The sequence below is a fragment of the Achromobacter sp. PD1 genome (assembly GCF_048541815.1).
Taxonomy (GTDB): Bacteria; Pseudomonadota; Gammaproteobacteria; order Burkholderiales; family Burkholderiaceae_B; genus Achromobacter; species Achromobacter bronchisepticus_A.
Window position 1 is genome coordinate 4,412,271 of sequence record NZ_CP183349.1, and the last position, 21,698, is coordinate 4,433,968.

The window sequence follows — 21,698 nt, forward strand, 5'->3', positions numbered from 1 at the left end:
AGATCGTAATGACTGAAATCTGGTTCATCCGCCACGGCGAAACCGACTGGAACCGCCAGCGGCGCCTGCAAGGCTGGCAAGACATCCCTCTGAACGAATTCGGCGCCAACCAGGCTGGCCTGCTGGCCGCGCGCTTGCGCGAGGAGGCCCGCCATACGCCCATCCACGCCATCTACAGCAGCGACCTGCAGCGCGCCCACGCCACCGCCCTGCCCGTGTCCGAACAGCTGGGCTTGCGCGTGCGCGTGGAGCCCGGCATCCGCGAGCGCGGCTTCGGCGTGCTGGAAGGCCTGGACCACGAGCGCATCGACGTGCTGGCCCCCGAAGCCGCTGCCGCCTGGAAGAGCCGCGACCCGCTGCGTCCGCTGGACGGCGGCGAAACGCTGGGCCAATTCCAGTCCCGCGTCATTTCGACCGTGGACGACATTGCCAGCCGCCACGACGACGAACGCATCCTGATGTTCACGCACGGCGGCGTGCTGGACATCATCTGGCGCCATGCCTCCGGCGTGCCGCTGAACGGGCCGCGCGACGCTTCGCTGCTGAACGTCAGCATCAACCGCGTCGGCGTGCAAGGCCGCCAGTGGCAGGTGCTGGACTGGGGCGACGTAGGCCACGTGACCGACGAAGTCGGCAACGACGTGGTGCCTTGAGCGCTTAGCGCGCGCGGCGCGGCTTGCGCGGCGCGTTGCGCGCCAGCCTGTCGTAGACGGCGTTGGGCAACAGGCGCATCAGCTTGGCCACGATGCCCATCTGCCACGGAATCACCACATAGGACGCGCCCCGCCCGATCGCGCTGCGCGCGCGGCGGGCGAAGGCGTCCGCTTCCATCAGGAAAGGCATGGAATACGGATTGTGGGCCGTCATCGCCGTCTTGATATAGCCGGGCGCGATCGTCACCACGTCTATGCCTTCGGCGGCCAGTTCCAGCCGCAGGCTTTCGCAATAAGTCACCACCGCGGATTTCGACGCGCTGTAGGCGCCCGCGCCTGGCAGGCCCCTGACTCCCGCCACGCTGGCGATGCCCACCAGCCGGCCCGACCCAGCCTGGCGCATGGATGCGATGAAGGGTTCGAAGGTCGCCACGGTGGCCAGCAGATTGGTGTCGACGATGGCCTTGAAGACGTCGTAGTCCTCGCCGTGCTCGGTCAGGGTGCCGGCGCTGATGCCGGCGCTGGCGATGACCACGTCCACCCGCCCCTGGCAGAACCCGATGAAATCCAGGGCCGCGGCATGCAGCGCCTGGCGGTCGCGTACGTCCACCGCATAGCAGCGGTGCTCGCCGGGCAGGCTGCCGGCCAGCTCGCGCAGCGCGTCTTCGCGCCGGCCCAGCAGGCCCAGCGTGGCGCCCGTGGACGCGTATTGCTGCGCCAGGGCGCGTCCCAGGCCGCTGCTGGCGCCGGTGATGAAGACTCTTTCCATGTGTGCCTGTTGCCTGTGGTGACGTTGCGGAATCGCGTTGCAAAAAAATAGGGCACGCTTTCGCGTGCCCTATTGTGTCGCTTGCCGGCTTAGGCTTGCAAGGAAGCGTGCAGATCCTGCAGCGGATAGACCTGCAGGCCCAGGCCTTGGCGCAGGTATTGCATGCCTTCGACCGCGGCGCGGGCGCCGGCGATGGTCGTGAAGAAGGTCACGCGGGCGGCCAGCGCCTGGGTGCGGATGGTGCGCGAGTCCGCGATGGCGTTGCGGCGCTCTTCGACGGTGTTGATGACCAGCGAGATCTCGCCGTTCTTCACCATGTCGACGATATGCGGACGGCCTTCGGTGACCTTGTTCACCAGCTGCACCGGGATGCCGGCGGCTTCGATCTCGGCGGCCGTGCCGCGCGTGGCGACCAGCTTGAAGCCGAGCGCGTGCAGGCCGCGCGCCACTTCCACCGCCAGGGGCTTGTCCTGGTTCTTGACGCTGATGAACACCGTGCCGGATTCCGGCAGGCGCACGCCGGCGGCCAGCTGCGACTTGACGAAGGCTTCGCCGAAGCTCGTGCCCACGCCCATCACTTCACCGGTCGACTTCATTTCCGGACCCAGGATGGTGTCCACGCCCGGGAACTTCACGAACGGGAACACGGCTTCCTTGACCGAGAAGTAAGGCGGCACGACTTCCTTGGTGATGCCTTGCGCGGCCAGGGTCTGGCCGGCCATGGCGCGCGCGGCGATCTTGGCCAGCTGCAGGCCGGTGGCCTTGGAAACGTAGGGCACCGTGCGCGAGGCGCGCGGGTTCACTTCCAGCACGTAGACATCGCCGCCCTGGATGGCGAACTGCACGTTCATCAGGCCGCTGACGTTCAGCGCCTTGGCCATCATGGTGGTCTGGCGCTTGATCTCGGCGATGACTTCCGCCGACAGCGAGTACGGCGGCAGGCTGCAAGCCGAGTCGCCCGAGTGCACGCCGGCCTGCTCGATGTGTTCCATGACGCCGCCGATGAAGACGGTTTCGCCGTCGGCCAGGCAGTCCACGTCCACTTCGGTGGCGTTGTTCAGGAAGCGGTCCAGCAGCACGGGCGAGTCATTGCTGACCTTCACGGCCTCGCGCATGTAGCGCTCGAGGTCCTGCTGCTCGTGCACGATTTCCATGGCGCGGCCGCCCAGCACGTAGCTGGGGCGAACGACCAGGGGATAGCCGATTTCGGCGGCGTGTGCCAGGGCCTCGCCTTCGGTGCGCGCGGTGCGGTTGGGCGGCTGGCGCAGGCCGAGCTTGTTGAGCAGCTTCTGGAAGCGCTCGCGGTCTTCGGCCACGTCGATGGATTCGGGGCTGGTGCCGATGATGGGCACGCCGTTGGCCTCCAGGGCGCGCGCCAGCTTCAGCGGGGTCTGGCCGCCGTACTGGACGATCATGCCGACCGGGTTTTCCTTGTGGACGATCTCGAGCACGTCTTCGAGCGTCAGCGGCTCGAAGTACAGGCGGTCCGAGGTGTCGTAGTCGGTGGACACGGTTTCCGGGTTGCAGTTGACCATGATGGTCTCGTACCCGTCGTCGCGCAGCGCCAGCGCGGCATGCACGCAGCAGTAGTCGAATTCAATGCCCTGGCCGATGCGGTTCGGACCGCCGCCCAGCACCACGATCTTCTTGCGGTCGGTGGGCGCGGCTTCGCACTCTTCCTCGTAGGTCGAGTACATGTAGGCCGTGCGGGTGGCGAATTCGGCGGCGCAGGTGTCGACGCGCTTGTAGACCGGACGCACGTTCAGCTGGTGACGCAGCTTGCGCACCTCGGATTCCGAGGAATCCAGCAGGAAGGCCAGGCGGCGGTCGGAGAAACCGCGGCGCTTGAGTTCCCACAGCGTGGCGTAGTCCAGGTCGGCCAGCGTCTTCTGTTCCAGCGCCAGTTCGATGTCGACGATTTCCTTGATCTGCGACAGGAACCACGGGTCGATGTGCGTGATGTTGTGCACTTCGTCCAGCGTGAAGCCTTGCGCGAAGGCATCGCCCACGTACCAGATGCGTTCCGGACCGGGCTCGCCCAGTTCGACCTGCAGCTTTTCGCGGTCGGTGGTCTTCTGGTTCAGGCCGTCCACGCCCACTTCCAGGCCGCGCAGCGCCTTCTGGAAGGATTCCTGGAAGGTGCGGCCGATGGCCATGACTTCGCCCACCGACTTCATCTGGGTGGTCAGGCGCGCGTCGGCGGTGGGGAATTTCTCGAAGGCGAAACGCGGCACCTTGGTGACCACGTAGTCGATCGAGGGTTCGAACGAGGCAGGCGTGGCGCCGCCGGTGATTTCGTTCTTGAGCTCGTCCAGCGTGTAGCCCACGGCCAGGCGCGCGGCGACCTTGGCGATGGGGAAGCCGGTGGCCTTGGACGCCAGCGCCGACGAACGCGACACGCGCGGGTTCATCTCGATGACGATCATGCGGCCGTTCTTGGGATTGACGGCGAACTGCACGTTCGAACCGCCCGTATCCACGCCGATCTCGCGCAACACCGCGATCGATGCGTTACGCATGATCTGGTATTCCTTGTCGGTCAGCGTCTGGGCCGGCGCCACGGTGATCGAGTCGCCCGTGTGCACGCCCATCGGGTCCAGGTTTTCGATGGAGCAGACGATGATGCAGTTGTCCGCCTTGTCGCGGACCACTTCCATCTCGAATTCCTTCCAGCCCAGCAGCGACTCTTCGATCAGCAGTTCGCTGGTGGGCGAAGCTTCCAGGCCGCGGCGGCAGATGGTTTCGAATTCTTCGGCGTTGTAGGCGATGCCGCCGCCCGAACCGCCCATGGTGAAGCTGGGGCGGATCACGGCGGGGAAGCCGGAGGTGCCGACTTCGGCCGCAATGCGGCGCTGCACTTCCCAGGCTTCGTCCATGCTGTGGGCGACGCCCGACTTGGCCGATTCCAGGCCAATGTCGGTCATGGCCTGCTTGAACTTCTGGCGGTCCTCGGCCTTTTCGATGGCGTGCTCGTTGGCGCCGATCAGTTCGACGTTGTGCTTCTTCAGCACGCCGTGGTGGGCCAGGTCCAGGGCGCAGTTCAGCGCGGTCTGGCCGCCCATGGTGGGCAGCAGCGCATCGGGCTTTTCACGCTCGATGATCTTTTCGACGGCTTGCCAGGTGATGGGCTCGATGTAGGTGACGTCGGCCGTTTCCGGGTCCGTCATGATCGTGGCCGGGTTGCTGTTCACCAGGATGGTGCGGTAGCCCTCGGCCTTGAGCGCCTTGCACGCCTGTGCGCCGGAATAGTCGAATTCGCAGGCCTGCCCGATGATGATGGGGCCGGCGCCGATGATGAGTATGCTTTTTAGGTCTGTACGCTTGGGCATGATGCAATCTTTACTTTTGGCCGGACATCAGGGCGATGAACTTGTCGAACAGTTCAAGGATGTCGTGCGGACCCGGGCTGGCTTCGGGGTGACCCTGGAAGCAGAAGGCCGGGCGGTCGGTGAGCTCGAAGCCCTGCAGCGTGCCGTCGAACAGCGAGACGTGCGTCACGCGCGCGTTGGCCGGCAGGCTGGCCGCGTCGACCGCGAAACCGTGGTTCTGGCTGGTGATGAACACGCGCTTGGACTGGAGGTCCTGCACGGGGTGGTTGGCGCCATGGTGGCCGGTCTTCATCTTGAGCGTCTTGCCGCCCAGCGCCAGGCCCATGATCTGGTGGCCCAGGCAGATGCCGAACACCGGCAGCTTCTTGTCCAGGAAGGCGCGCGTGGCCTCGATGGCGTAGTCGCAGGGCTCGGGGTCGCCGGGGCCGTTGGACAGGAACACGCCGTCGGGGTTGAGCTTGAGGACTTCCTCGGCGCTGGTCTGGGCCGGCACCACCGTCAGGCGGCAGCCGCGGTCGGCCAGCAGGCGCAGGATGTTGGTCTTGATGCCGAAGTCGTAGGCCACGACGTGGAACTTGGACTGGTCGGGCTTGGAGAAGCCCTCGCCCAGCTGCCAGGTGCCTTCGGTCCATTCGGCGCGATCCTTGAGCGACACCACCTTGGCCAGGTCCTGGCCGGCCATGCCGGCAAAGCCGCGGGCCAGTTCGACGGCGCGCTCGGCGTCGGTGCCGACGAAGATGCAGGCGCCCTGAGCGCCCTTTTCACGCAGGATGCGGGTGAGCTTGCGGGTGTCGATGCCGGAAATGGCGACGACGCCTTGCTCGGAGAGGTACTCAGGCAACGATTGCGTGGAACGGAAGTTCGACACGCGGGCGGGACAGTCACGGACCACCAGGCCGGCGGCAAAGACGCGCTTGGCTTCCACGTCTTCGGCGTTGACGCCGGTATTGCCGATGTGCGGATAGGTCAGCGTGACGATCTGGCCGCTATAGCTGGGATCGGTGAGAATTTCCTGGTACCCGGTCATCGCGGTGTTGAACACCACTTCGGCAACGGTATGCCCAGGCGCACCGATCGACACGCCTCGAAAAATGGTACCGTCCGCCAGAGCCAGAATTGCAGGAGGGAAGCGGTTGATCCCCTCGGGAAAGAGTTGCGGCAGCACAGTAAACCCCGGTTTTAGAATCGATAATCAAACCTTCGGATTATACCTTGAGCGGCCGTTTTTCTCGGGGAACCGCGCCAAATAAGGCCGGAAACGGGGTTTTGGGCTGTTTTTCCGCGTCCCGCCGCCCCCCTCCACCGTCCGGCCGGCAGCGCGCCTGCGGCCTCAGTGATACGCTAGGACACCTTCAACCCTAGCCTGCAGCGAGCCGTACCGTCCATGTCCAGCCAACTTGACGCCCTGCGCAACCACACCACCGTCGTCGCCGACACGGGGGATTTCGAAGCGATGAAGGCGTTGCGTCCGACCGACGCCACCACAAACCCGTCCCTGATTCTCAAGGCCGTCCAGCAAGACGCCTACCGCCCCCTGCTGGAAAAGACCGCGCGCGAACACCGCGGCGCGCCCACCGCCGAACTGATGGACCGCCTGTTGGTGGCCTTCGGCCGCGCCATCCTGGACATCGTGCCCGGCCGCGTATCGACCGAGGTGGATGCCCGCCTGTCCTTTGACACCCGCGCCACCATCGAGCGCGCCCGCAGCCTGATCGCCCTGTACGAAGCCGCCGGCGTGCCGCGCGAGCGCGTGCTGATCAAGATCGCCTCGACCTGGGAAGGCATCCAGGCCGCCCGCGCCCTGCAATCGGAAGGCGTGCGCTGCAACCTGACCCTGCTGTTCTCGCTGCCGCAGGCCGTGGCCTGCGCCGATGCCCGCGTGCAGCTGATCTCGCCTTTCGTCGGCCGCATCTACGACTGGCACAAGAAGTCCGCCGGCGCCAGCTGGGTCGAGGCCGACAATGCCGGCGCGCGCGACCCCGGCGTGCTGTCCGTCACGCGGATCTACCAGTACTACAAGCACTTCGACATCCCCACCGAAATCATGGGCGCGAGCTTCCGCAACGTGGGCCAGATCCTGGCGCTGTCGGGCTGCGACCTGCTGACCATCAGCCCCGAGCTGCTGACCAAGCTGGCCGGCACCGAGGGCGACGCGCCCGCGCAATTGCGCGCCGACGACGTGCCCGCCAACCTCGCCCGCATCGGCGCGGACGAAGTCACCTTCCGCACCCTGCTCAACGAGGACGCGATGGCCAGCGAGAAGCTGTCGGAGGGCATCCGCCTGTTCGTGGCGGACGCGGTCAAGCTGGATACGTTGATCGAGGCGCAACGCGCCTGATCAGGGCGGGCGCCGCGGCGCCCGCGCAGGCAAGGGAATGCGCGGCCCGCGGCCGCGCGCCTGCCTCAACGATGATCGTGAGAGTGCACCTGCAGCGCTTCCAGGAAGCGCGACACCATGTTGTAGGCCGCCACCGTCGCGGTCAGCTCCACGATGAGCTTTTCGGAACCCATCGCCGCCTTCGCCGCCTGGAACACGGGTTCCGGCACCTGCACCTGGCGCGTCATGGCGTCGGTATAGGCCAGCACCGCCCTTTCGCGTTCATCGAACAGGTCTGACGCCTCCCAGTCATTCAGCGCGTCCAGCTGCGCCTGCGAAACGCCTTCTTTCAGCGCGATCGGCGCGTGCTGGTCAGCCTCGTAGGGCGCGCCGTTGATGGCCGCCACGCGCATGATGACCAGCTCGCGCAGATCCCCCGGCAAGGTGCTGAGCTGGCGGATCGAGGTCAGGTAATTGAGCCAACCGCCCGCCACCGCGGGACTGTGCAGCAGCATCTGGTACAGGTGCAGGACGCTGCCGCGTTCGGCGACGATGCGGTCGACCAGGGGCTTGGCTTCGGGATGGGTCAGGTCGGCGTAGGGGAGACGGGCCATGGAAAACTCCGGTCAGATCTTTTCGGTTTCGCCGGACCTGGGCTGCCATTTCATCAGCCGCTTTTCGCCCATGCCGACGATGGCGTCCAGCACCAGCGCAAAAGCCGTGAGCACGATGATGCCCGCGAACACGGTGTTGACGTCGAACGTGCCTTCGGCCTGCAGGATCAGATAGCCCACGCCGCTGGCAGAGCCCAGGTACTCGCCCACCACCGCGCCCACGAAGGCCAGGCCCACCGAGGTATGCAGGCTGGAGAACACCCAGCTGGTGGCAGACGGCAGGTACACGTGACGCAACAGCTGGCGGCGGCGCGCGCCCAGCATCCTGGCGTTGTCCAGCAAGGTGGGACTGACTTCGCGCACGCCCTGGTAGACGTTGAAGAACACGATGAAGAACACCAGCGTCACGGCCAGCGCCACCTTGGACCAGATGCCCAGGCCGAACCACATGCCGAAGATGGGCGCCAGGATGACGCGCGGCATCGAGTTGGCGGCTTTGATGTAGGGATCGAGGATCGCGCTTGCGCCGGGCGACAGGCCCAGCCACAGGCCGAAGGCCAGACCGGCGATGGTGCCGATGAAAAACGCCAGCACGGTCTCGGTCAGCGTCACGCCCAGGTGGGTATAGATGTCCGCATTGGTGACGAACCAGGCCCAGATGCGGCCCCACACCTTCAAGGGCTCGCCGAAGAAGAAGGCCACCTTGGGATCGCGCGACGCGAAGTGCCAAACGAGCAGAATGATGACGAGCAGCAGCAACTGCCAGAAGCGCAGGCTGGCCGAACCGGGTTTGATCAAAGACTTCGACATCTCACCACTCCAGGGCGCTTGCACGCCTCGTTCTGCTTAGACAGCAGGCATACGCCAAGCCCGGCCGCCGCGGATCCGGCTTCGCCGGTCCGCCTGCGGCGCCCCCTTGAGGGGGAAGCGCCAAAGGCGCTTCGGGGGTGGGCCTCATCTTTAGGCTCGCTTCTGTTGGGCGTAGCCCTTTAGGACTTCTTCGCGCAACACTCCCCAGATGGCGGAGTGCAATTCAACGAAGCGCGGATGCGTGCGCACTTCGGCCACGTCGCGCGGACGCGGCAGGTCGATGGCGAATTCGCCGATGGGGTGCGTGCCCGGCCCGGCCGACAGCACCACCACGCGATCGCTCATGGCGATGGCCTCGTCCAGGTCATGCGTGATGAAGAGCACGGCCTTGCGCTTGGCCATCCACAGGTCCAGGACCTCGTTCTCCATGAGCTGGCGCGTCTGGATATCCAGCGCCGAGAACGGCTCGTCCATCAGGATGATGTCGGGATCGCGGATCAGCGTCTGCGCCAGCATCGTGCGTTTGCGCATGCCGCCGGACATCTGGTGCGGATAGCGGCTTTCGAAGCCGCCCAGGCCCACGCGGCGCATCCATTCGCGGCCGCGCTCCAGCGCCTGCTGCCGAGGCACGCCGGCAAAGTCCAGGCCCGCCACCACGTTGTCCAGCGCGCTGCGCCAGGGCAGCAGGGCCTCGCCCTGGAACATGTAGCCGGCGCGCTCATTGATGCCGGATAGCGGCTGTCCGAACACCTTCACGCTGCCCGAGGACGGCGCCAACAGGCCGGCGCTGACGTTGAGCAGGGTGGACTTGCCGCATCCGGTCGGGCCCACCACCGACACGAACTCCCCTGGCGCGATGGCCAGGGTCGTGTCGCTGACGGCGGTGTAGCGCTGCGAGCGGTCGTCGCGGGAGACAAAGGTGCAGCTGATGCTTTCCAGCGACAGCGCAGCTTCAGCCATTGGGGTACTTCTCGTTGGCGCGGCGCGCGTAGTCGTTGGTCCAGACCTTGGACGGGTCGATCTTGGAACCGTCGAAGTCCGCCTGGTAGGCGGCCAGCGCCTTGAGCGCGGTGGCCGCGCCATCCTCGGGGATCAGGCCGTCCGGCGACAGGCCTTCCAGGCTCTTGGCGATGGCGGCCTTGTAGACGGCCGGATCGCCCAGCAGATAGGTTTCCGGCACGACCTTGGCGATTTCGTCGGCGCCAGCCTTCTGGATCCACTTGTCGGCGCGCACCAGCGCATTGGCCAGGGCCTGGGTGGTGTTGGGGTTGGCATCGAGGAAGGCTTGCGGAGCATACAGGCAGCCCGCCGGCATGTTGCCGCCGAAGATTTCCTTGGTGTCCTTGAGCGTGCGCGTGTCGACGATGATCTGGATGTCGCCCGGCATTTCCAGCATCGACACCACGGGGTCGGTGTTGGAGATGGCGTCGATCTGGCCGCTGCGCAGCGCGGTCACGGCGCCCGCGCCGGCGCCTACGCCGATGATGGACACGTCCGAGGCCTTCAGGCCGTGCTTGGCCAGGAAGAAGCTGACCACCATGTTGGTGGACGAACCCGGCGCGGTCACGCCGATCTTCTTGCCCTTCAGGTCAGCGGCGCTCTTGTAGTTGGGCAGGTTCTTCTTGGACACGCCCACGCCTATCATCGGCGCGCGGCCCTGCAGCACGAAGGCGCGGTAGGCCTGGCCCTTGGACTGCATGGACAAGGTGTGTTCGAACGCGCCCGACACAATGTCGGCGCTGCCGCCCACCACGGCCTGCAGGGCCTTGGAGCCACCCGCGAAGTCGGCGATGCTGACGTCCAGCCCTTCGTCCTTGAAGTAGCCGCGGGCTTCCGCGATGGACAGGGGGAGATAGTAGATCAGCGGCTTGCCGCCGACTGCGATCTGGACCTTGGTCTTCTCCAGCTTCTGCGCGCGCACGATGGCGGGCGCCATGCCCATGACGCCGGCGGCGCCGGCCATCTTGAGCAGATCACGGCGAGTGACTGACATGTGCTTGTCTCCTAGTTGTCGGGCAGACCGATAGCGCCGGTCTTTGCCAGCTCTTCTATAGCCGCTGAATCATACCCCAGCGATTTCAGGACTTCCTCGGTATGTTCCCCTAATACGGGGCCCACCCAGCGCGTCTCGCCAGGCGTCTCCGACAGCTTGGGCACGACGGCCGGCAGCTTGACCGGCGTGCCGTCCGGGAAGCGGTGCTGCTCTATCATGCGGCGCGCCAGGAACTGCGGATCGCTGAACATGTCGGCCACGCTGTAGATCTTGCCCACCGGCACGTCCGCGCCCTTCAGTGCGCCCAGCGCCTCTTCGATGCCGCGCGCGCCGCACCATTGCTGGATGGCGCCGTCGATCTCGTCGACGCGTTTGGCGCGGCCGTCGTTGCGCACCAGTCCCGGATCCGTGGCCAGGTCGTCGCGGCCGATGGCGCGCATCAGCCGATGGAAGATCGCGTCGCCGTTGCCGGCGATGACGATGTTCTGCCCATCGCGGGTGGTGTAGGTATTCGAAGGCACGATGCCGGGCAGCGCGCCGCCGGTGCGCTCGCGCACCACGCCGGCCACGTCGTACTCGGGCACCAGGCTTTCCATCATGTTGAACACGGCCTCGTACAGCGCCACGTCCACCATCTGGCCCTGCCCCGCCTGGCACTCCGCGCCCTGCTTGCCGTTCCAGCGCCCGCCGGTGGCGTCGCGGTGCCGCAGCGCCATCATCGCGCCGATCACGCCGTGCAGCGCGGCGATCGAATCGCCGATGGAGATGCCCACGCGCAGGGGCGGCCGGTCGGGATGGCCCGACACGTAACGCAGCCCGCCCATGGATTCGCCGATGGCGCCGAAGCCCGGCTGGTCCTTCATGGGCCCGGTCTGCCCATAGCCGGACAGGCGCACCATGATGAGCGCGGGGTTGATCGCGCGCAGCTGCTCGTAGCCCAGGCCCCACTTTTCCAGCACGCCGGGCCGGTAGTTCTCGACCACCACGTCGGCGTCCAGCGCCAGCTTGCGGGCGATGTCGCGTGCGCGCGGATCTTTCAGGTTGAGAGCGATGGATTGCTTGTTGCGGGCCTGCACCGTCCACCAGAGAGAGTTGCCCTCGCGCAGATGGCGCCAGCTGCGGATGGGGTCGCCGCCGCCCGTGCCGTCAGGCCCGTGGGGCGTTTCCACCTTGATGACGTCGGCGCCGAATTCGCCGAAGATGCGCGCGGCGAACGGGCCGGCTATGAGCGTGCCGAGTTCCAGGACCTTCAGTCCGGTCAGCGCTGACATGGTTTGTCTACCTCACTGTTTTGCCGTTGCCGATACATTGCCGGCAAGGCGTTCTGGTACTACTGCGGAATCAGGTGGTCTTGCGCTCCATCAGGGCCCAGGCGATGGTGCCGGCGTCGACGTATTCCAGCTCGCTGCCGGCGGGCACGCCGCGCGCCAGCCGCGTGACCCGCAGACCGCGCTCGCCCAGCGCTTCGCCCAGGAAGTGGGCGGTGGTTTCGCCTTCGGCGGTGAAGTTGGTGGCCAGGATGACCTCCTGCACCACGCCGTCGGTCGCGCGCTTGATCACCCGCTCGAAATCCAGCTCGCGCGGACCGATCCCTTCGAGCGGCGCGACGCGGCCCATCAGCACGTAATACAGGCCGCGATAGCCGTGGCTGGACTCGATCATGTTCTGATCGGCCGGCGTCTCGACGATGCACAGCAGCGAGGGATCGCGCTTGGGATTGACGCAGGTGCCGCAGACTTCCTCTTCCGAGAAGCTGTTGCAGCGGGCGCAATGCTTCAGGTCCCGCACGGCACCCGCCAGCGCCTGCCCCAGCATGTCCGCGCCTTGCGGGTCATGCTGCAACAGGTGATAGGCCATGCGCCGGGCAGAGCGCACGCCCACGCCGGGCAGGCGCCTCAGCGCCTCGATCAGCGAGACGAGCGGCTCGGGTTCAGGCAGTAGCGGGTCCATTGCGGCCTTGGGGCTGCGTTCAGAACGGCAGCTTCATGCCCGGGGGCAGCGGCATGCCGGCGGTGACCGAGGCCATCTTTTCCTGCGAGGTGGCTTCGGCCTTGCGCAGCGCGTCGTTGAACGCGGCGGCGACCAGGTCTTCCAGCATGTCCTTGTCGTCGCCCAGCAGCGACGGATCGATGGCCACGCGCTTGACGTCGTGGCGGCAGGTCATGGTGACCTTGACCAGGCCGCCGCCGGAGGCGCCTTCGACCTGGATGTCGGCCAGCGCGTCCTGCGCCTTCTTCATGTTTTCCTGCATTTGCTGCGCCTGGCGCATCAGGCCGGCCAGTTGTCCTTTCATCATGATCGATGCTTCCTTGAACGAGGGGAATGAGAGATGGCCGCCGCTTCAGGCAGCGGCGGCCGGGGAATCGACATGGCGGATCGAGCCGGCGACGACCTGGCCGCCGAAATCGGCGACGAGCGCCTGTACGAACGGGTCGACCGCGACCGCCTCTTCGGCGGCCTGCTGGCGGGCGGCGCGTTCGGCCTGGGCCACGGCATGCGCCGTCGCCTCGCCCGTCACGCCGACCTCGACGTCCAGCCGTATGCCCTGGCCGAAATGTTCGCACAACACCGTCTGCAGACGGACGCGGCTTTCGCTTTCGGCCAGCGTCTTGACGGCCACGCGCAGGATGACGGCATCGCCCTGCACGCCGGCCCATGCGCTCTGGCGCGCCAGTTCCGCCGCCAGGCCGGTGACCGGCAGGCGGGCGGCCAGCTCGGGCCAGGTTTCCGACGTCATGTCCGTCAGGCGGGCGCGCGACGACTGCCGCTTGCGCGCGGGCGCCGGACCTTCGCGGCGGGCCGCGGGGGGCGGCGCGGCCGAAGGCGCGCTGGCCAGGGTTTCGAAATCATCGTCGTCGGGGTCCGACGTAAAACCATTGTCCGGTGCGAAGCCGCCTTCGGCTTCGAACGGGATTTCTTCGTCGACCCAGGCGGGCGGGCCGTCGCCGTCATCGGCTTGCGGCGCGGGCGCGATGGCTGCGGCGGTGGCGGGCGTGACGGCCAGCGCAGCCGAGCCAGCGGTCTTGCCTGCTTCGGCTTCAGACACGGCCGGCGCAGCGGCCGGCAGGTCTTCCCAAGGCGGCACGCTGCCTGGCTGAGCGGCTTGCGGAGCTTGTTCCGGCGCAACCGGTTCGGGTTCCGCAGCGGCCGGAGCCGGTTCGGACGCCTGCGCGACGGCTGCAGGCGCGGCGGGTTCGACCGGCTCGGATGCCTGCGCGGCCACGGGCGGCGCGGGCATCGCGGCGGCGGGGGCGAGCTGCGCGGCGGGCGCCGCAACCGGTGCGGCTGCGGCAGCCATCTGAACGGCTGCGGGGGCGGGCTGGGGCTGCGCCGCGGCGGGCGCAGGCGCGGCGACTGCCGCCGGCGCTGCGGCCGCATCGGCCGTCTGGCGGGCCGGCGCGGCGGGCGCTTCGAGCGCGGTCTGCGGGCCGGCGTCGCCATTGAGCGCCAGCATGCGCAGGCAGGCCATGATGAAACCCGCGTATTCGTCGGGCGCCAGGGTCAGTTCGCTGCGGCTGTGCACCGCCACGGAATAGAACAGTTGCACGGCGTCCGGGTGCAGGGCCAGCGCCAGCCGGGCGATATCGCCGGCCAGCGGATCCTCGGCGGGCGTCACGCCGCGCACGCGCTGCTCGATGGCCACGCGCGACAGCAGCACGGCCAGGTCGGCCAAGGCGCCGGCATAGGACAGGCCGCGGATGGCCAGTTCATCCGCCACCGCCAGCACGCCCTTGGCGTCGCCGGCGGACAGCGCATCCAGCAGGCGCACCAGATGCCGCTGGTCGATGGTGCCGAGCATGCCGCGCACGGCGTCCTCGGTCAGGTTGCCGGCGCTGTAGGCGATGGCCTGGTCGGTCAGTGACAGCGCGTCGCGCATGGAACCCGCGGCCGCCTGCCCGATCAGCCGCAGGGCCGGCACGTCGAAGCCCACCGCTTCCTGGCCGAGCACGGCCTGCAGGTGGCCGACGATGGAGTCGGCCGGCATCTGCTTCAGATTGAACTGCAGGCAGCGCGACAGCACCGTCACCGGAATCTTCTGCGGGTCGGTGGTCGCGAGGATGAATTTGACGTGCGGCGGCGGCTCTTCCAGCGTCTTGAGCATGGCGTTGAACGCATGCCCGGTCAGCATGTGGACTTCGTCGATCATGTAGACCTTGAAGCGCCCCGCTCCCGGCGCGTACACCGCCTGTTCCAGCAGCTGCGTCATTTCCTCGACGCCGCGGTTCGAAGCCGCATCCAGTTCGAGGTAGTCGACGAAACGTCCGGCATCGATCTCCGTGCAGGCGCGACAGACGCCGCAAGGCTTGGAGGTGATGCCGGTTTCGCAGTTGAGCGACTTCGCCAGGATGCGCGACAGCGTGGTCTTGCCGACGCCGCGGGTTCCCGTGAACAGCCAGGCGTGATGCAGGCGTTGGGTGTCGAGCGCATGCGTCAGCGCGCGCACCACGTGATCCTGTCCCACGAGGGTATCGAACGATCTCGGCCGCCACTTGCGGGCCAGTACCAGATAAGTCATGGGTGGATTGTAGAGCCTGTTTCGCAAGCTGGCCCGAAATGGCCGGTCCAGCTGCCGGGGTTCGGCGCGGCGCATGGCATCCATGCTCCGCGCGGCCTGAAACGCAAAGGGGACGGGCTTATTCCCGTGGAACGTATCCTTGGAAAATAACCCCGTCCCCCTTGAAAGCGACGACATCATGGATAGTCATGACGCGTTGCTTTGAAGAATCCGGTTGGCGAGCCTTACTCCGGCACTGACCCTAAACGACTATGGCTGCTTCGTTCCCGACCTGACCAGGTTCACCGCCGAACCATGCGGAGGGGCCCGCCAGCCGAGATTCTAGCAGAGCTGCGCTTCGCTTGCTTGCTAGCCTCTCGGCTGGCGGGCCCCGGGGGGCTGAATGTGCGCCCCCTCCCCGGCCCTCCCCCCGAGGGGGAGGGGGTGAGGACGTCGCTTCGCTGGTCCTGTCGGCTCGCTTCGCTTTGCCTTGCTGGGCTGGCTCGCTGCGCTTTGCTTGCTGGAATTTCTTACTGATTTGAAGGCCTTGGGGTTTGCGTTACCTCCGTGCTATTCCTTTAGGTCGATCCAGGCGCGTGCTCTTGGGAAGTAGAGGGCGGCGCGGGCGGTGCGGCCGTCCAGGGCGGTGACTTGGGCGCAGTAGCGCAGCAGTTGGTCGCCGTGGCGTTGGCGCATGCGGGCGGCGAAGGCGGTGGGGGGTTCGCCGGGATGCGGGCGGCCGGTTTTGTAGTCGACGATGAGCCAGCCGTCCTCGGTGCTGAGGGCCAGGTCGATGACGGATACCTTGCCGGCGGCGTCGATCAGGGGCCATTCGCGGCGGGCGCCGGATTGGGACAGCAGCCACAGGCCGCGCTCGTCGGCGAGGGTGGCTTGCAGGGTTTCGAGCACGGCTTCGGAGGCGGCGTCGGCCTGGCTGGCCGGGATGCCTGCACGCGTCAGCTGGCGCCGCATGGCGGGCAGGCGTTCGGCCAGCGCGTCGGCGGACCAGGCCTGCACGCCGTCCTGGCCGATGCGCGCCAGCCAGGCATGCGACAAGGTGCCGATGGCGGCGTCGTAGCCGGCCTCCAATTGCCAGGCGGGATGTTCACCGCCATCGCCCCAGGCGCCGCGCGCCGCGGCGCCGAAGCCGGGGCTGACCGCTACGTCCGCCACCCGCGCCAGTTGAGCCAGGCCGGCGCGGTCCACGCGCCGCAAGGGTTCGCCTTGCCACTCGGGGCCGTCGGCCTCCTGCACTACCGCCGCGCCATCCAACGATGGCGGCGTCGGTATGGCCAGGCAAGGCCACAAGCGGCCCAGCAGGCTGGCGGAGGACGGCGTCTTGACCTGGCCGCTGGCTTCGTCCACCGACACGTGGCCCACGAGGTGCAGGCGCTTGCGCGCCCGCGTCGCGGCCACGTACAGCAGGCGGTCGATTTCGTAGGAGGCGCGGCGCGCCTCGCGTGCGCCCAGGTAGCGCGACAGGGGATCTGCCTCGGTTTCGGCGCGCGGCTTGACCGGGCCGAACAGCACGCGGCCGCCGCTCTGCTCAAAACGCACCAGCGGCGCCTGGTCGCCGCGCGGCGCGCGGTGCAGGCCGTACAGGATGACGGTTTCGAACTGCAGGCCCTTGGACTTGTGCATGGTCATGATTTCGACCGCGCCCGTGTCTTCGTCCGCCGCGTCCGGCGCCGCGAACAAGCGCGCGATGCCGGTGTCCAGCGCCGCGACGTCAATGGCGCCGTGCGGCGCCAGGCGCTCGACCAGTTGGAACAGGCTTTCCGCGTCGTTGGCGACAGAGAGGCCGGCATACAGAGCCGGGCCGCCCAGGCGGCGCCACAACGACTCCACCCAGGCCGCGAAAGGCATGGCGCCCGAGGCATTGCGCTTGTCGAGCAGGATGCCCGCCACCTGACGCAAGCGCTCGAACTCGTCGGCACCAAGCACGCTCTGCGCCGACGGCGTGTCCGGCGCTTCGGGCGCCGCATCGAACAATGAGCCCTGCGGCGCGTTGGCCGAGGCCACCGGCATGGTCTGCGGCGGGATCCGCAACGCGCGTTCCAGCAGCACCGGAACCGGCGTGATGTGGTCGTCGCCGAACAGGCGCTGCAAAGAGGTCAGCGTCAAGCCGCAGTACGGCGCGCGCAGCACCGACAGCCAGGCCAGACGATCGCCGGCGTGCGACAAGGCCCGCACCAGCTGCACCAGGTCCGCCACCACCGGCCGCAGGGCCAGCGGCACCAGGTCCACCGCGCGGCAGCGTATGCCTTCCTGCGCCAGGCGGCGGGTCAGGTTGCCCAGATGGCTGCGCGCCCGCACCAGCACGGCGACGGGGTGCTTGGCGCCCTTGTGGTCGATCAGCGCCTGGCGCACCAGGTCCACCGCAATGTCTTCGGCCTGCGTTTCCGCGGGAGCCGCGCCCTCGCGCGACCAGGCCGGGTGAAAACGCACGGCGGGTTCCGGCAGCGCTTCATGGAAAGCGGTGGACGGGCTGTAGGCGATGGCGCCCGCCGCCGCGTCGCTGCGCCGGGGCAGCAATTGCGCAAACGACTGGTTGACCCATTCGACGATACCCGCCTGCGAGCGGAAGTTGTCGGTGAGATTGAGAAAGTCCGGCTGCAGTTCGCCCACGCCGATGTCGGCGACTTCCAGGAACAGGCCCACTTCCGCCTTGCGGAAACGGTAGATGGACTGCATCGGATCGCCCACCAGGAACAGGCTGCGGCCGTCGCCCTGCTGCCAGCCCGAGGTCAGCGTGCGCAGCAGGTCCAGTTGGGTCTGGCTGGTGTCCTGGAATTCGTCGATGAGCAGATGGCGGATCGAGGCGTCCAGCTTCAGCAGCAGTTCGCCCGGATCGTCGGCGCTGCCCAGCGCGGCCGCGGCGCGCTGCGCGATTTCGATGAAATCGACCTCGCCCGTATCGGCAAAGCGCAGCCGCAATTGCGCCACCGCCAGCGCCAGCGTCATCAGCTGCGCGCCCAGCACTTCCCATTGCGCATCGGTGAAATGCGGCGCGGGCACGTCCCGCACCGCATGCAGGCGGCGCACCCAGACTGCATCCGGGTCGGCGGCTTCCAGCCACGCCACGAACGGTTCCTTATGCGCGCACTTGGCGGGAAAGCCCTGGTTCTTGTTGACGGTCTTGCGCAAGGTGCCGGTGCCTGTCAGCAGCAGATGCGCCACGGCTTGCCAGAGTTCCAGCGCTTCGGCGTCAGGCGGCGGCTCTTCCGTCCAGTCCAGCAAGGCCAGCAGCTTGTTTTCCGCCTCTCCATCCTGCAGATTGGCGGCAGCCAGCCGCGCCGGGCCGCACAGCGCGTCGGCCCAGCCATAGGGCATGGCCTCGCTGAGCGCGTCCAGGTCTTCGCCGATGGCCTCGGCCAGCATGGCTTCCATGCCCTCGCGGTCGGAGCCGTGGCGCAGCAGCGGCAGCCACTGGTCGCGTTGGCCCAGCATGTCGGCGATGGCTTCCTTGGCGGCCTGCACGTCCACGTCCAAATGCTTGAGCAGGATGCGCACGGCCTCGTAGTCGTCGGCGAGGTCCAGGGTGGCGCGCGCCGCCGCCTCGTAGTGGGTGCGCGCATCATCCGTGATCTCGGGCATGCCGCCCAGCTCAGACAGCCATGGCATGCTGCGCACCAGACCCGCGCAGAACGAGTCGATGGTGCGGATGGCCAGCCGCGCGGGATGGTCCAGCAGATGCCAGCCCTGCTCGTCGTTGCGCGCCAGCGCGGCGCGCGCAAGTTGCCAGCTGCGGCGCTCGTGCATGGCTTCCGGCGGCGCGTCCAGTCCGCGGCGCAGCTTGCTCAGCACGCGCGCATGCATCTCGGACGCGGCCTTGCGCGTGAAGGTGATGGCGACGATTTCTTCCGGACGGTTCACCGTGGCCAGCAGCGCCAGGATGCGGTCCGTCAGCAGCTCGGTCTTGCCGGAGCCAGCCGGCGCCTGCACCAGGAACGAACGGGTCGGATCCAGCGCCTCGGCGCGCGCCATGTGGTCGTGCGGCAAGCGTTCTTGTTCAGCCATGGCTCATGCGTCCTCGTCGTCCAGATGCAAACGCAGGAACGGCAGTGCATCGCAATATTTCAGGTCATCGCGGCGATACGCGACGTTGGCCGCGTAGCCCGCGGCGTACTCGTCGGCCAGCGCTTCGATGGCCGTGCGCCAGCGCTGCCGGATATCCGGCCAGGACAGCCCGTCGAAGTACTTGCTGTCGCTGGCCAGCGTGACGCCGGGCACGCCCAGGTCTTCGTCGGCCAGGCCCTGCGCGGCGACCTGCCGCGCATGGATCTGCGCCAGCACCAGGCCCGCCACTTCGCCGCCCGCGGCGTCCGCCAGCACCGAGGCATAGAACGGCAGCTGCACGTTCACGGGGCGGCTGCGCGACCAGTCCGGTTCGGGCTTGGCCGCCGCCACGCCGGTCTTGTAGTCGACGATGACGTTGCGGCCATCGCCGAGGGTGTCGATGCGGTCCAGCCGCAGCTTCAGGTTGAGCGCGCCGCGCTGCCATTGATGGTTCTTTTCCACCTGGGCCACCGCGAAAGGCAGGCGCTGCGCTTCCATGTCCAGCCAGGACGCCAGCACGGTCTGGGCGCGCTGGCATTCCAGCGTGCGCAAGGCGGGCGCGTAATCTTTCAGTTCCTCGTCCGCGGCTTGCGCCACCGCCTGTTCCAGCAAGGCAGGCAGGCGGCCCTCGGCCATGATTTCGTGCAGCGCGTCCTGGTCGGGCATCATGCCCCACACCAGTTCCAGCGCCTTGTGCAGAAACTGGCCGCGCACGTTGACCGTGGCCGCATCCGCATAGGGCGCCATTTCGCGGCCGCCCAGGCGATGCCGCACGAAGGCCCACAGCGGATTGCGCGCCTGCGTGTCCAGCACGTCCAGGCCGCCGCCGCCACGATTGCCGGCCGCCAACGCGGGTCCTTGCGCATCGTCCAGCGATTCCTGCGGCAAAGCCGGCAGCGCTTGCGCCGAGGCGGGCGCCCAGTCCGTCAGCGCTGCCGCCGCGATCAGCGGCGACGGACGCAGCTCGCGCTCGCCGTCCATGTGCGCATGGCTGACGATGATCTCGGGCGCGCAACGGCACAACGCCGCGTACATGCCCTCGGCCCATTCGCGTTCGCGCTCGGGCGTGGCGCGCGGCGCCTTGGCCTGGCGCAACACGGCCAGCGGCAACAGCGGATTGGGCTTGGGCGAGGCCGGCAACACGTCGTCGGTCAAGCCCAACACCCAGACGCCGTCCCAATAGCCGCCCTCGGCTTCCAGCAAACCCAGCACGTCCAGGCGCGCCTGCGGATCGCGTTGCGGCTGAAACGAGGCGGAACGCGCCACGCTTTCCAGCAGGTTCACGGCGGCCACGCCGCCCAGGCGCCCGGCGGCCGGCGCCAGCGCCGAAAAACTGCCCAGCGCATCGCCCAACGCCCCCATCACCTGATAGCCAACGCTGTCCAGCACGCCTTCGCCGGGAAAGCCCAACGCCATCAGCGCGGCCTTCATGCGCAACATCCACACGTCGCAAGTGGCCTGGCGGCCGCCCTGCGTCCAGATTTCCATGGCCTGATTCCAGGCCTGCGCCAACGCGGGCAGGTCCGCCAGCAGCTTGCGCCAATCCTGCGGAGTGACGTGCAGCTGGGCTTGGCGACGCCAGCGCGCGTCGATCGAGGCCAGCCGAGCGCGGTCGCGCACGTCGCCCGCGCAATGCCCGCCCAGCAGGGCCGCGCCCAGCACCTCGACGCCGCAGCCCTTGCCCGGCGCGCATTCGGCCAGGGCGCGCAACCAGGCAAGCGCGGCGCGCGCCATCGGCCATTCGTTCAACGGACGTCCCACGGCCACGTTGAAGGCGTACGCGGCTTCGCCGCCGCGCCCGGCCAGGGCCTGGCTCAACACCCGCCGCGCGAAAGGCGATTCCGCCTCCAGCTGGGGCGAGACGATGGCGTAGCGGCCCTGCGGATGCGCCTTCAGGCGCTCGGCCGCCCAGGCCGCGGCGGCGCGCCACTCCGCGCCTTGATCCGCAGCCTCGAATCTGCGCGCCGGCGTTTCAACGCGCTGCGCGTCGCGCCACTGCGCGACGGCCGCGCCCTGCTCTTCAAACGCCTGCAAGAGCCGACGAAAGCGCGGCGACATATCCGTGAATCCGGCCAGCACCAGTTGGCGCGGCACGGGCAGGCGTCCGTCCTCCAGCGCCCGCAGCACGCGCGCGTAGCCCTGGTTGGCGTCCTCGGCGTCGATGCCGGCCAGCGCCTGACGGTAACGCACCCGCCATTTCGCAAAGCCGCGATATTCGTCGGTATCCGCGCCCGAAGGCACATGCAGCTGCCATTCGTCCATCAGCAGGTCCGCGTCCATCGACAAACGCGCGGCCTGGCTCGCATCCAGCAGCACGCGCTCGGCTTCTTCAGCGCGGATCGCCTCGGTCCACACCAGCTGCGTGGCGAAACTGTCCAGCCGATAGGCAGGCACATCGCCATCCGTCTCGAACGCGAGTTCATTGGCGGCATCGGCCAGCCAGGCGGACAGCGGCAATATGCGCGGCAATTCGCTGACCTGGCGTTCCTGGCGCAGCAGGCCCGCCAGCTCCAGCGTGAGCCGGCGCGACAGGCGGTTGTTCACCGTCAGCACCAGCGTATCGGCGGCAGGCATGCCGCCGATGTCCGGCAGCGATAGATCGGGATAGGAGGGCGATGAGTCCTGCATGGGCATCCGTGGCGCCCGCCCGCGGGCGGCG

General features: G+C 67.9%; 15 protein-coding genes and 1 other RNA gene. 2 read left to right on the forward strand and 14 right to left on the reverse strand.

The window, feature by feature from the left end; translation table 11 throughout:
• The first annotated feature begins 8 nt into the window (after positions 1-8).
• On the forward strand, positions 9-653 hold the full coding sequence (locus ACM1PE_RS20745; RefSeq protein ID WP_419340820.1) for a histidine phosphatase family protein: 645 nt from the start codon (positions 9-11) through the stop codon (positions 651-653).
• 4 nt (positions 654-657) lie between these two features.
• Here ACM1PE_RS20745 and ACM1PE_RS20750 read toward each other — a convergent pair whose 3' ends face one another.
• The 3 genes from ACM1PE_RS20750 to carA form a co-directional block, all read right to left on the reverse strand.
• Positions 658-1,422: an SDR family oxidoreductase gene (locus ACM1PE_RS20750; RefSeq protein ID WP_059380168.1), complete on the reverse strand. Its 765-nt coding sequence runs from the start codon at positions 1,420-1,422 to the stop codon at positions 658-660.
• Between the two features lie 89 nt (positions 1,423-1,511).
• A complete protein-coding gene (gene carB, locus ACM1PE_RS20755) occupies positions 1,512-4,751 on the reverse strand; it encodes a carbamoyl-phosphate synthase large subunit (RefSeq protein WP_118932916.1) in 3,240 nt (1,079 codons plus the stop codon).
• Between the two features lie 10 nt (positions 4,752-4,761).
• Positions 4,762-5,916 (reverse strand): glutamine-hydrolyzing carbamoyl-phosphate synthase small subunit, encoded by a 1,155-nt coding sequence (carA, locus tag ACM1PE_RS20760; protein ID WP_059380170.1) that lies wholly within the window; start codon positions 5,914-5,916, stop codon positions 4,762-4,764.
• Positions 5,917-6,135: 219 nt separating this feature from the next.
• Between carA and tal the strand changes: the two genes are divergently transcribed.
• Positions 6,136-7,089: a transaldolase gene (tal, locus tag ACM1PE_RS20765; RefSeq protein WP_059380171.1), complete on the forward strand. Its 954-nt coding sequence runs from the start codon at positions 6,136-6,138 to the stop codon at positions 7,087-7,089.
• Positions 7,090-7,154: 65 nt separating this feature from the next.
• Here tal and ACM1PE_RS20770 read toward each other — a convergent pair whose 3' ends face one another.
• From ACM1PE_RS20770 to ACM1PE_RS20820, 11 genes are all read right to left on the reverse strand, one after another.
• Positions 7,155-7,682 (reverse strand): carboxymuconolactone decarboxylase family protein, encoded by a 528-nt coding sequence (locus ACM1PE_RS20770; protein ID WP_054451379.1) that lies wholly within the window; start codon positions 7,680-7,682, stop codon positions 7,155-7,157.
• 12 nt (positions 7,683-7,694) lie between these two features.
• Positions 7,695-8,492, reverse strand: coding sequence for an ABC transporter permease (locus ACM1PE_RS20775; protein ID WP_059380173.1), 798 nt, complete (start codon positions 8,490-8,492; stop codon positions 7,695-7,697).
• A gap of 150 nt (positions 8,493-8,642) precedes the next feature.
• Positions 8,643-9,452: an ABC transporter ATP-binding protein gene (locus tag ACM1PE_RS20780; protein ID WP_059380174.1), complete on the reverse strand. Its 810-nt coding sequence runs from the start codon at positions 9,450-9,452 to the stop codon at positions 8,643-8,645.
• Positions 9,445-10,485 (reverse strand): ABC transporter substrate-binding protein, encoded by a 1,041-nt coding sequence (locus ACM1PE_RS20785; protein ID WP_054451384.1) that lies wholly within the window; start codon positions 10,483-10,485, stop codon positions 9,445-9,447. The genes ACM1PE_RS20780 and ACM1PE_RS20785 overlap by 8 nt, the downstream gene beginning before the upstream one ends.
• Positions 10,486-10,496: 11 nt before the next feature.
• Complete coding sequence (locus ACM1PE_RS20790) at positions 10,497-11,756, reverse strand: CaiB/BaiF CoA transferase family protein (protein ID WP_059380175.1); 1,260 nt, start codon at positions 11,754-11,756, stop codon at positions 10,497-10,499.
• A gap of 70 nt (positions 11,757-11,826) precedes the next feature.
• Positions 11,827-12,435, reverse strand: coding sequence for a recombination mediator RecR (gene recR / locus ACM1PE_RS20795; RefSeq protein ID WP_059380176.1), 609 nt, complete (start codon positions 12,433-12,435; stop codon positions 11,827-11,829).
• Between the two features lie 19 nt (positions 12,436-12,454).
• A complete protein-coding gene (locus ACM1PE_RS20800; RefSeq protein WP_013395612.1) occupies positions 12,455-12,781 on the reverse strand; it encodes a YbaB/EbfC family nucleoid-associated protein in 327 nt (108 codons plus the stop codon).
• 45 nt (positions 12,782-12,826) lie between these two features.
• Positions 12,827-15,001: a DNA polymerase III subunit gamma/tau gene (locus ACM1PE_RS20805; RefSeq protein WP_059380177.1), complete on the reverse strand. Its 2,175-nt coding sequence runs from the start codon at positions 14,999-15,001 to the stop codon at positions 12,827-12,829.
• Positions 15,002-15,214: 213 nt separating this feature from the next.
• An RNA gene (ffs, locus tag ACM1PE_RS20810) (signal recognition particle sRNA small type) lies at positions 15,215-15,312 on the reverse strand.
• 238 nt (positions 15,313-15,550) lie between these two features.
• A complete protein-coding gene (locus tag ACM1PE_RS20815; RefSeq protein ID WP_419340824.1) occupies positions 15,551-19,000 on the reverse strand; it encodes a UvrD-helicase domain-containing protein in 3,450 nt (1,149 codons plus the stop codon).
• 3 nt (positions 19,001-19,003) lie between these two features.
• On the reverse strand, positions 19,004-21,667 hold the full coding sequence (locus ACM1PE_RS20820; protein WP_419340826.1) for a PD-(D/E)XK nuclease family protein: 2,664 nt from the start codon (positions 21,665-21,667) through the stop codon (positions 19,004-19,006).
• Positions 21,668-21,698 lie beyond the last annotated feature (31 nt).

Bases quoted from the DNA above. Each gene is read 5' to 3' on its own strand.
- ACM1PE_RS20745 (WP_419340820.1), top strand. From the start codon at position 9: ATGACTGAAATCTGGTTCATCCGCCACGGCGAAACCGACTGGAACCGC.
- ACM1PE_RS20815 (WP_419340824.1), bottom strand. From the start codon at position 19,000: ATGGCTGAACAAGAACGCTTGCCGCACGACCACATGGCGCGCGCCGAG.
- ACM1PE_RS20770 (WP_054451379.1), bottom strand. From the start codon at position 7,682: ATGGCCCGTCTCCCCTACGCCGACCTGACCCATCCCGAAGCCAAGCCC.
- ACM1PE_RS20800 (WP_013395612.1), bottom strand. From the start codon at position 12,781: ATGATGAAAGGACAACTGGCCGGCCTGATGCGCCAGGCGCAGCAAATG.
- tal (WP_059380171.1), top strand. From the start codon at position 6,136: ATGTCCAGCCAACTTGACGCCCTGCGCAACCACACCACCGTCGTCGCC.
- ACM1PE_RS20820 (WP_419340826.1), bottom strand. From the start codon at position 21,667: ATGCAGGACTCATCGCCCTCCTATCCCGATCTATCGCTGCCGGACATC.
- recR (WP_059380176.1), bottom strand. From the start codon at position 12,435: ATGGACCCGCTACTGCCTGAACCCGAGCCGCTCGTCTCGCTGATCGAG.
- ACM1PE_RS20775 (WP_059380173.1), bottom strand. From the start codon at position 8,492: ATGTCGAAGTCTTTGATCAAACCCGGTTCGGCCAGCCTGCGCTTCTGG.
- ACM1PE_RS20790 (WP_059380175.1), bottom strand. From the start codon at position 11,756: ATGTCAGCGCTGACCGGACTGAAGGTCCTGGAACTCGGCACGCTCATA.
- ACM1PE_RS20805 (WP_059380177.1), bottom strand. From the start codon at position 15,001: ATGACTTATCTGGTACTGGCCCGCAAGTGGCGGCCGAGATCGTTCGAT.
- ACM1PE_RS20750 (WP_059380168.1), bottom strand. From the start codon at position 1,422: ATGGAAAGAGTCTTCATCACCGGCGCCAGCAGCGGCCTGGGACGCGCC.
- carB (WP_118932916.1), bottom strand. From the start codon at position 4,751: ATGCCCAAGCGTACAGACCTAAAAAGCATACTCATCATCGGCGCCGGC.
- ACM1PE_RS20785 (WP_054451384.1), bottom strand. From the start codon at position 10,485: ATGTCAGTCACTCGCCGTGATCTGCTCAAGATGGCCGGCGCCGCCGGC.
- ACM1PE_RS20780 (WP_059380174.1), bottom strand. From the start codon at position 9,452: ATGGCTGAAGCTGCGCTGTCGCTGGAAAGCATCAGCTGCACCTTTGTC.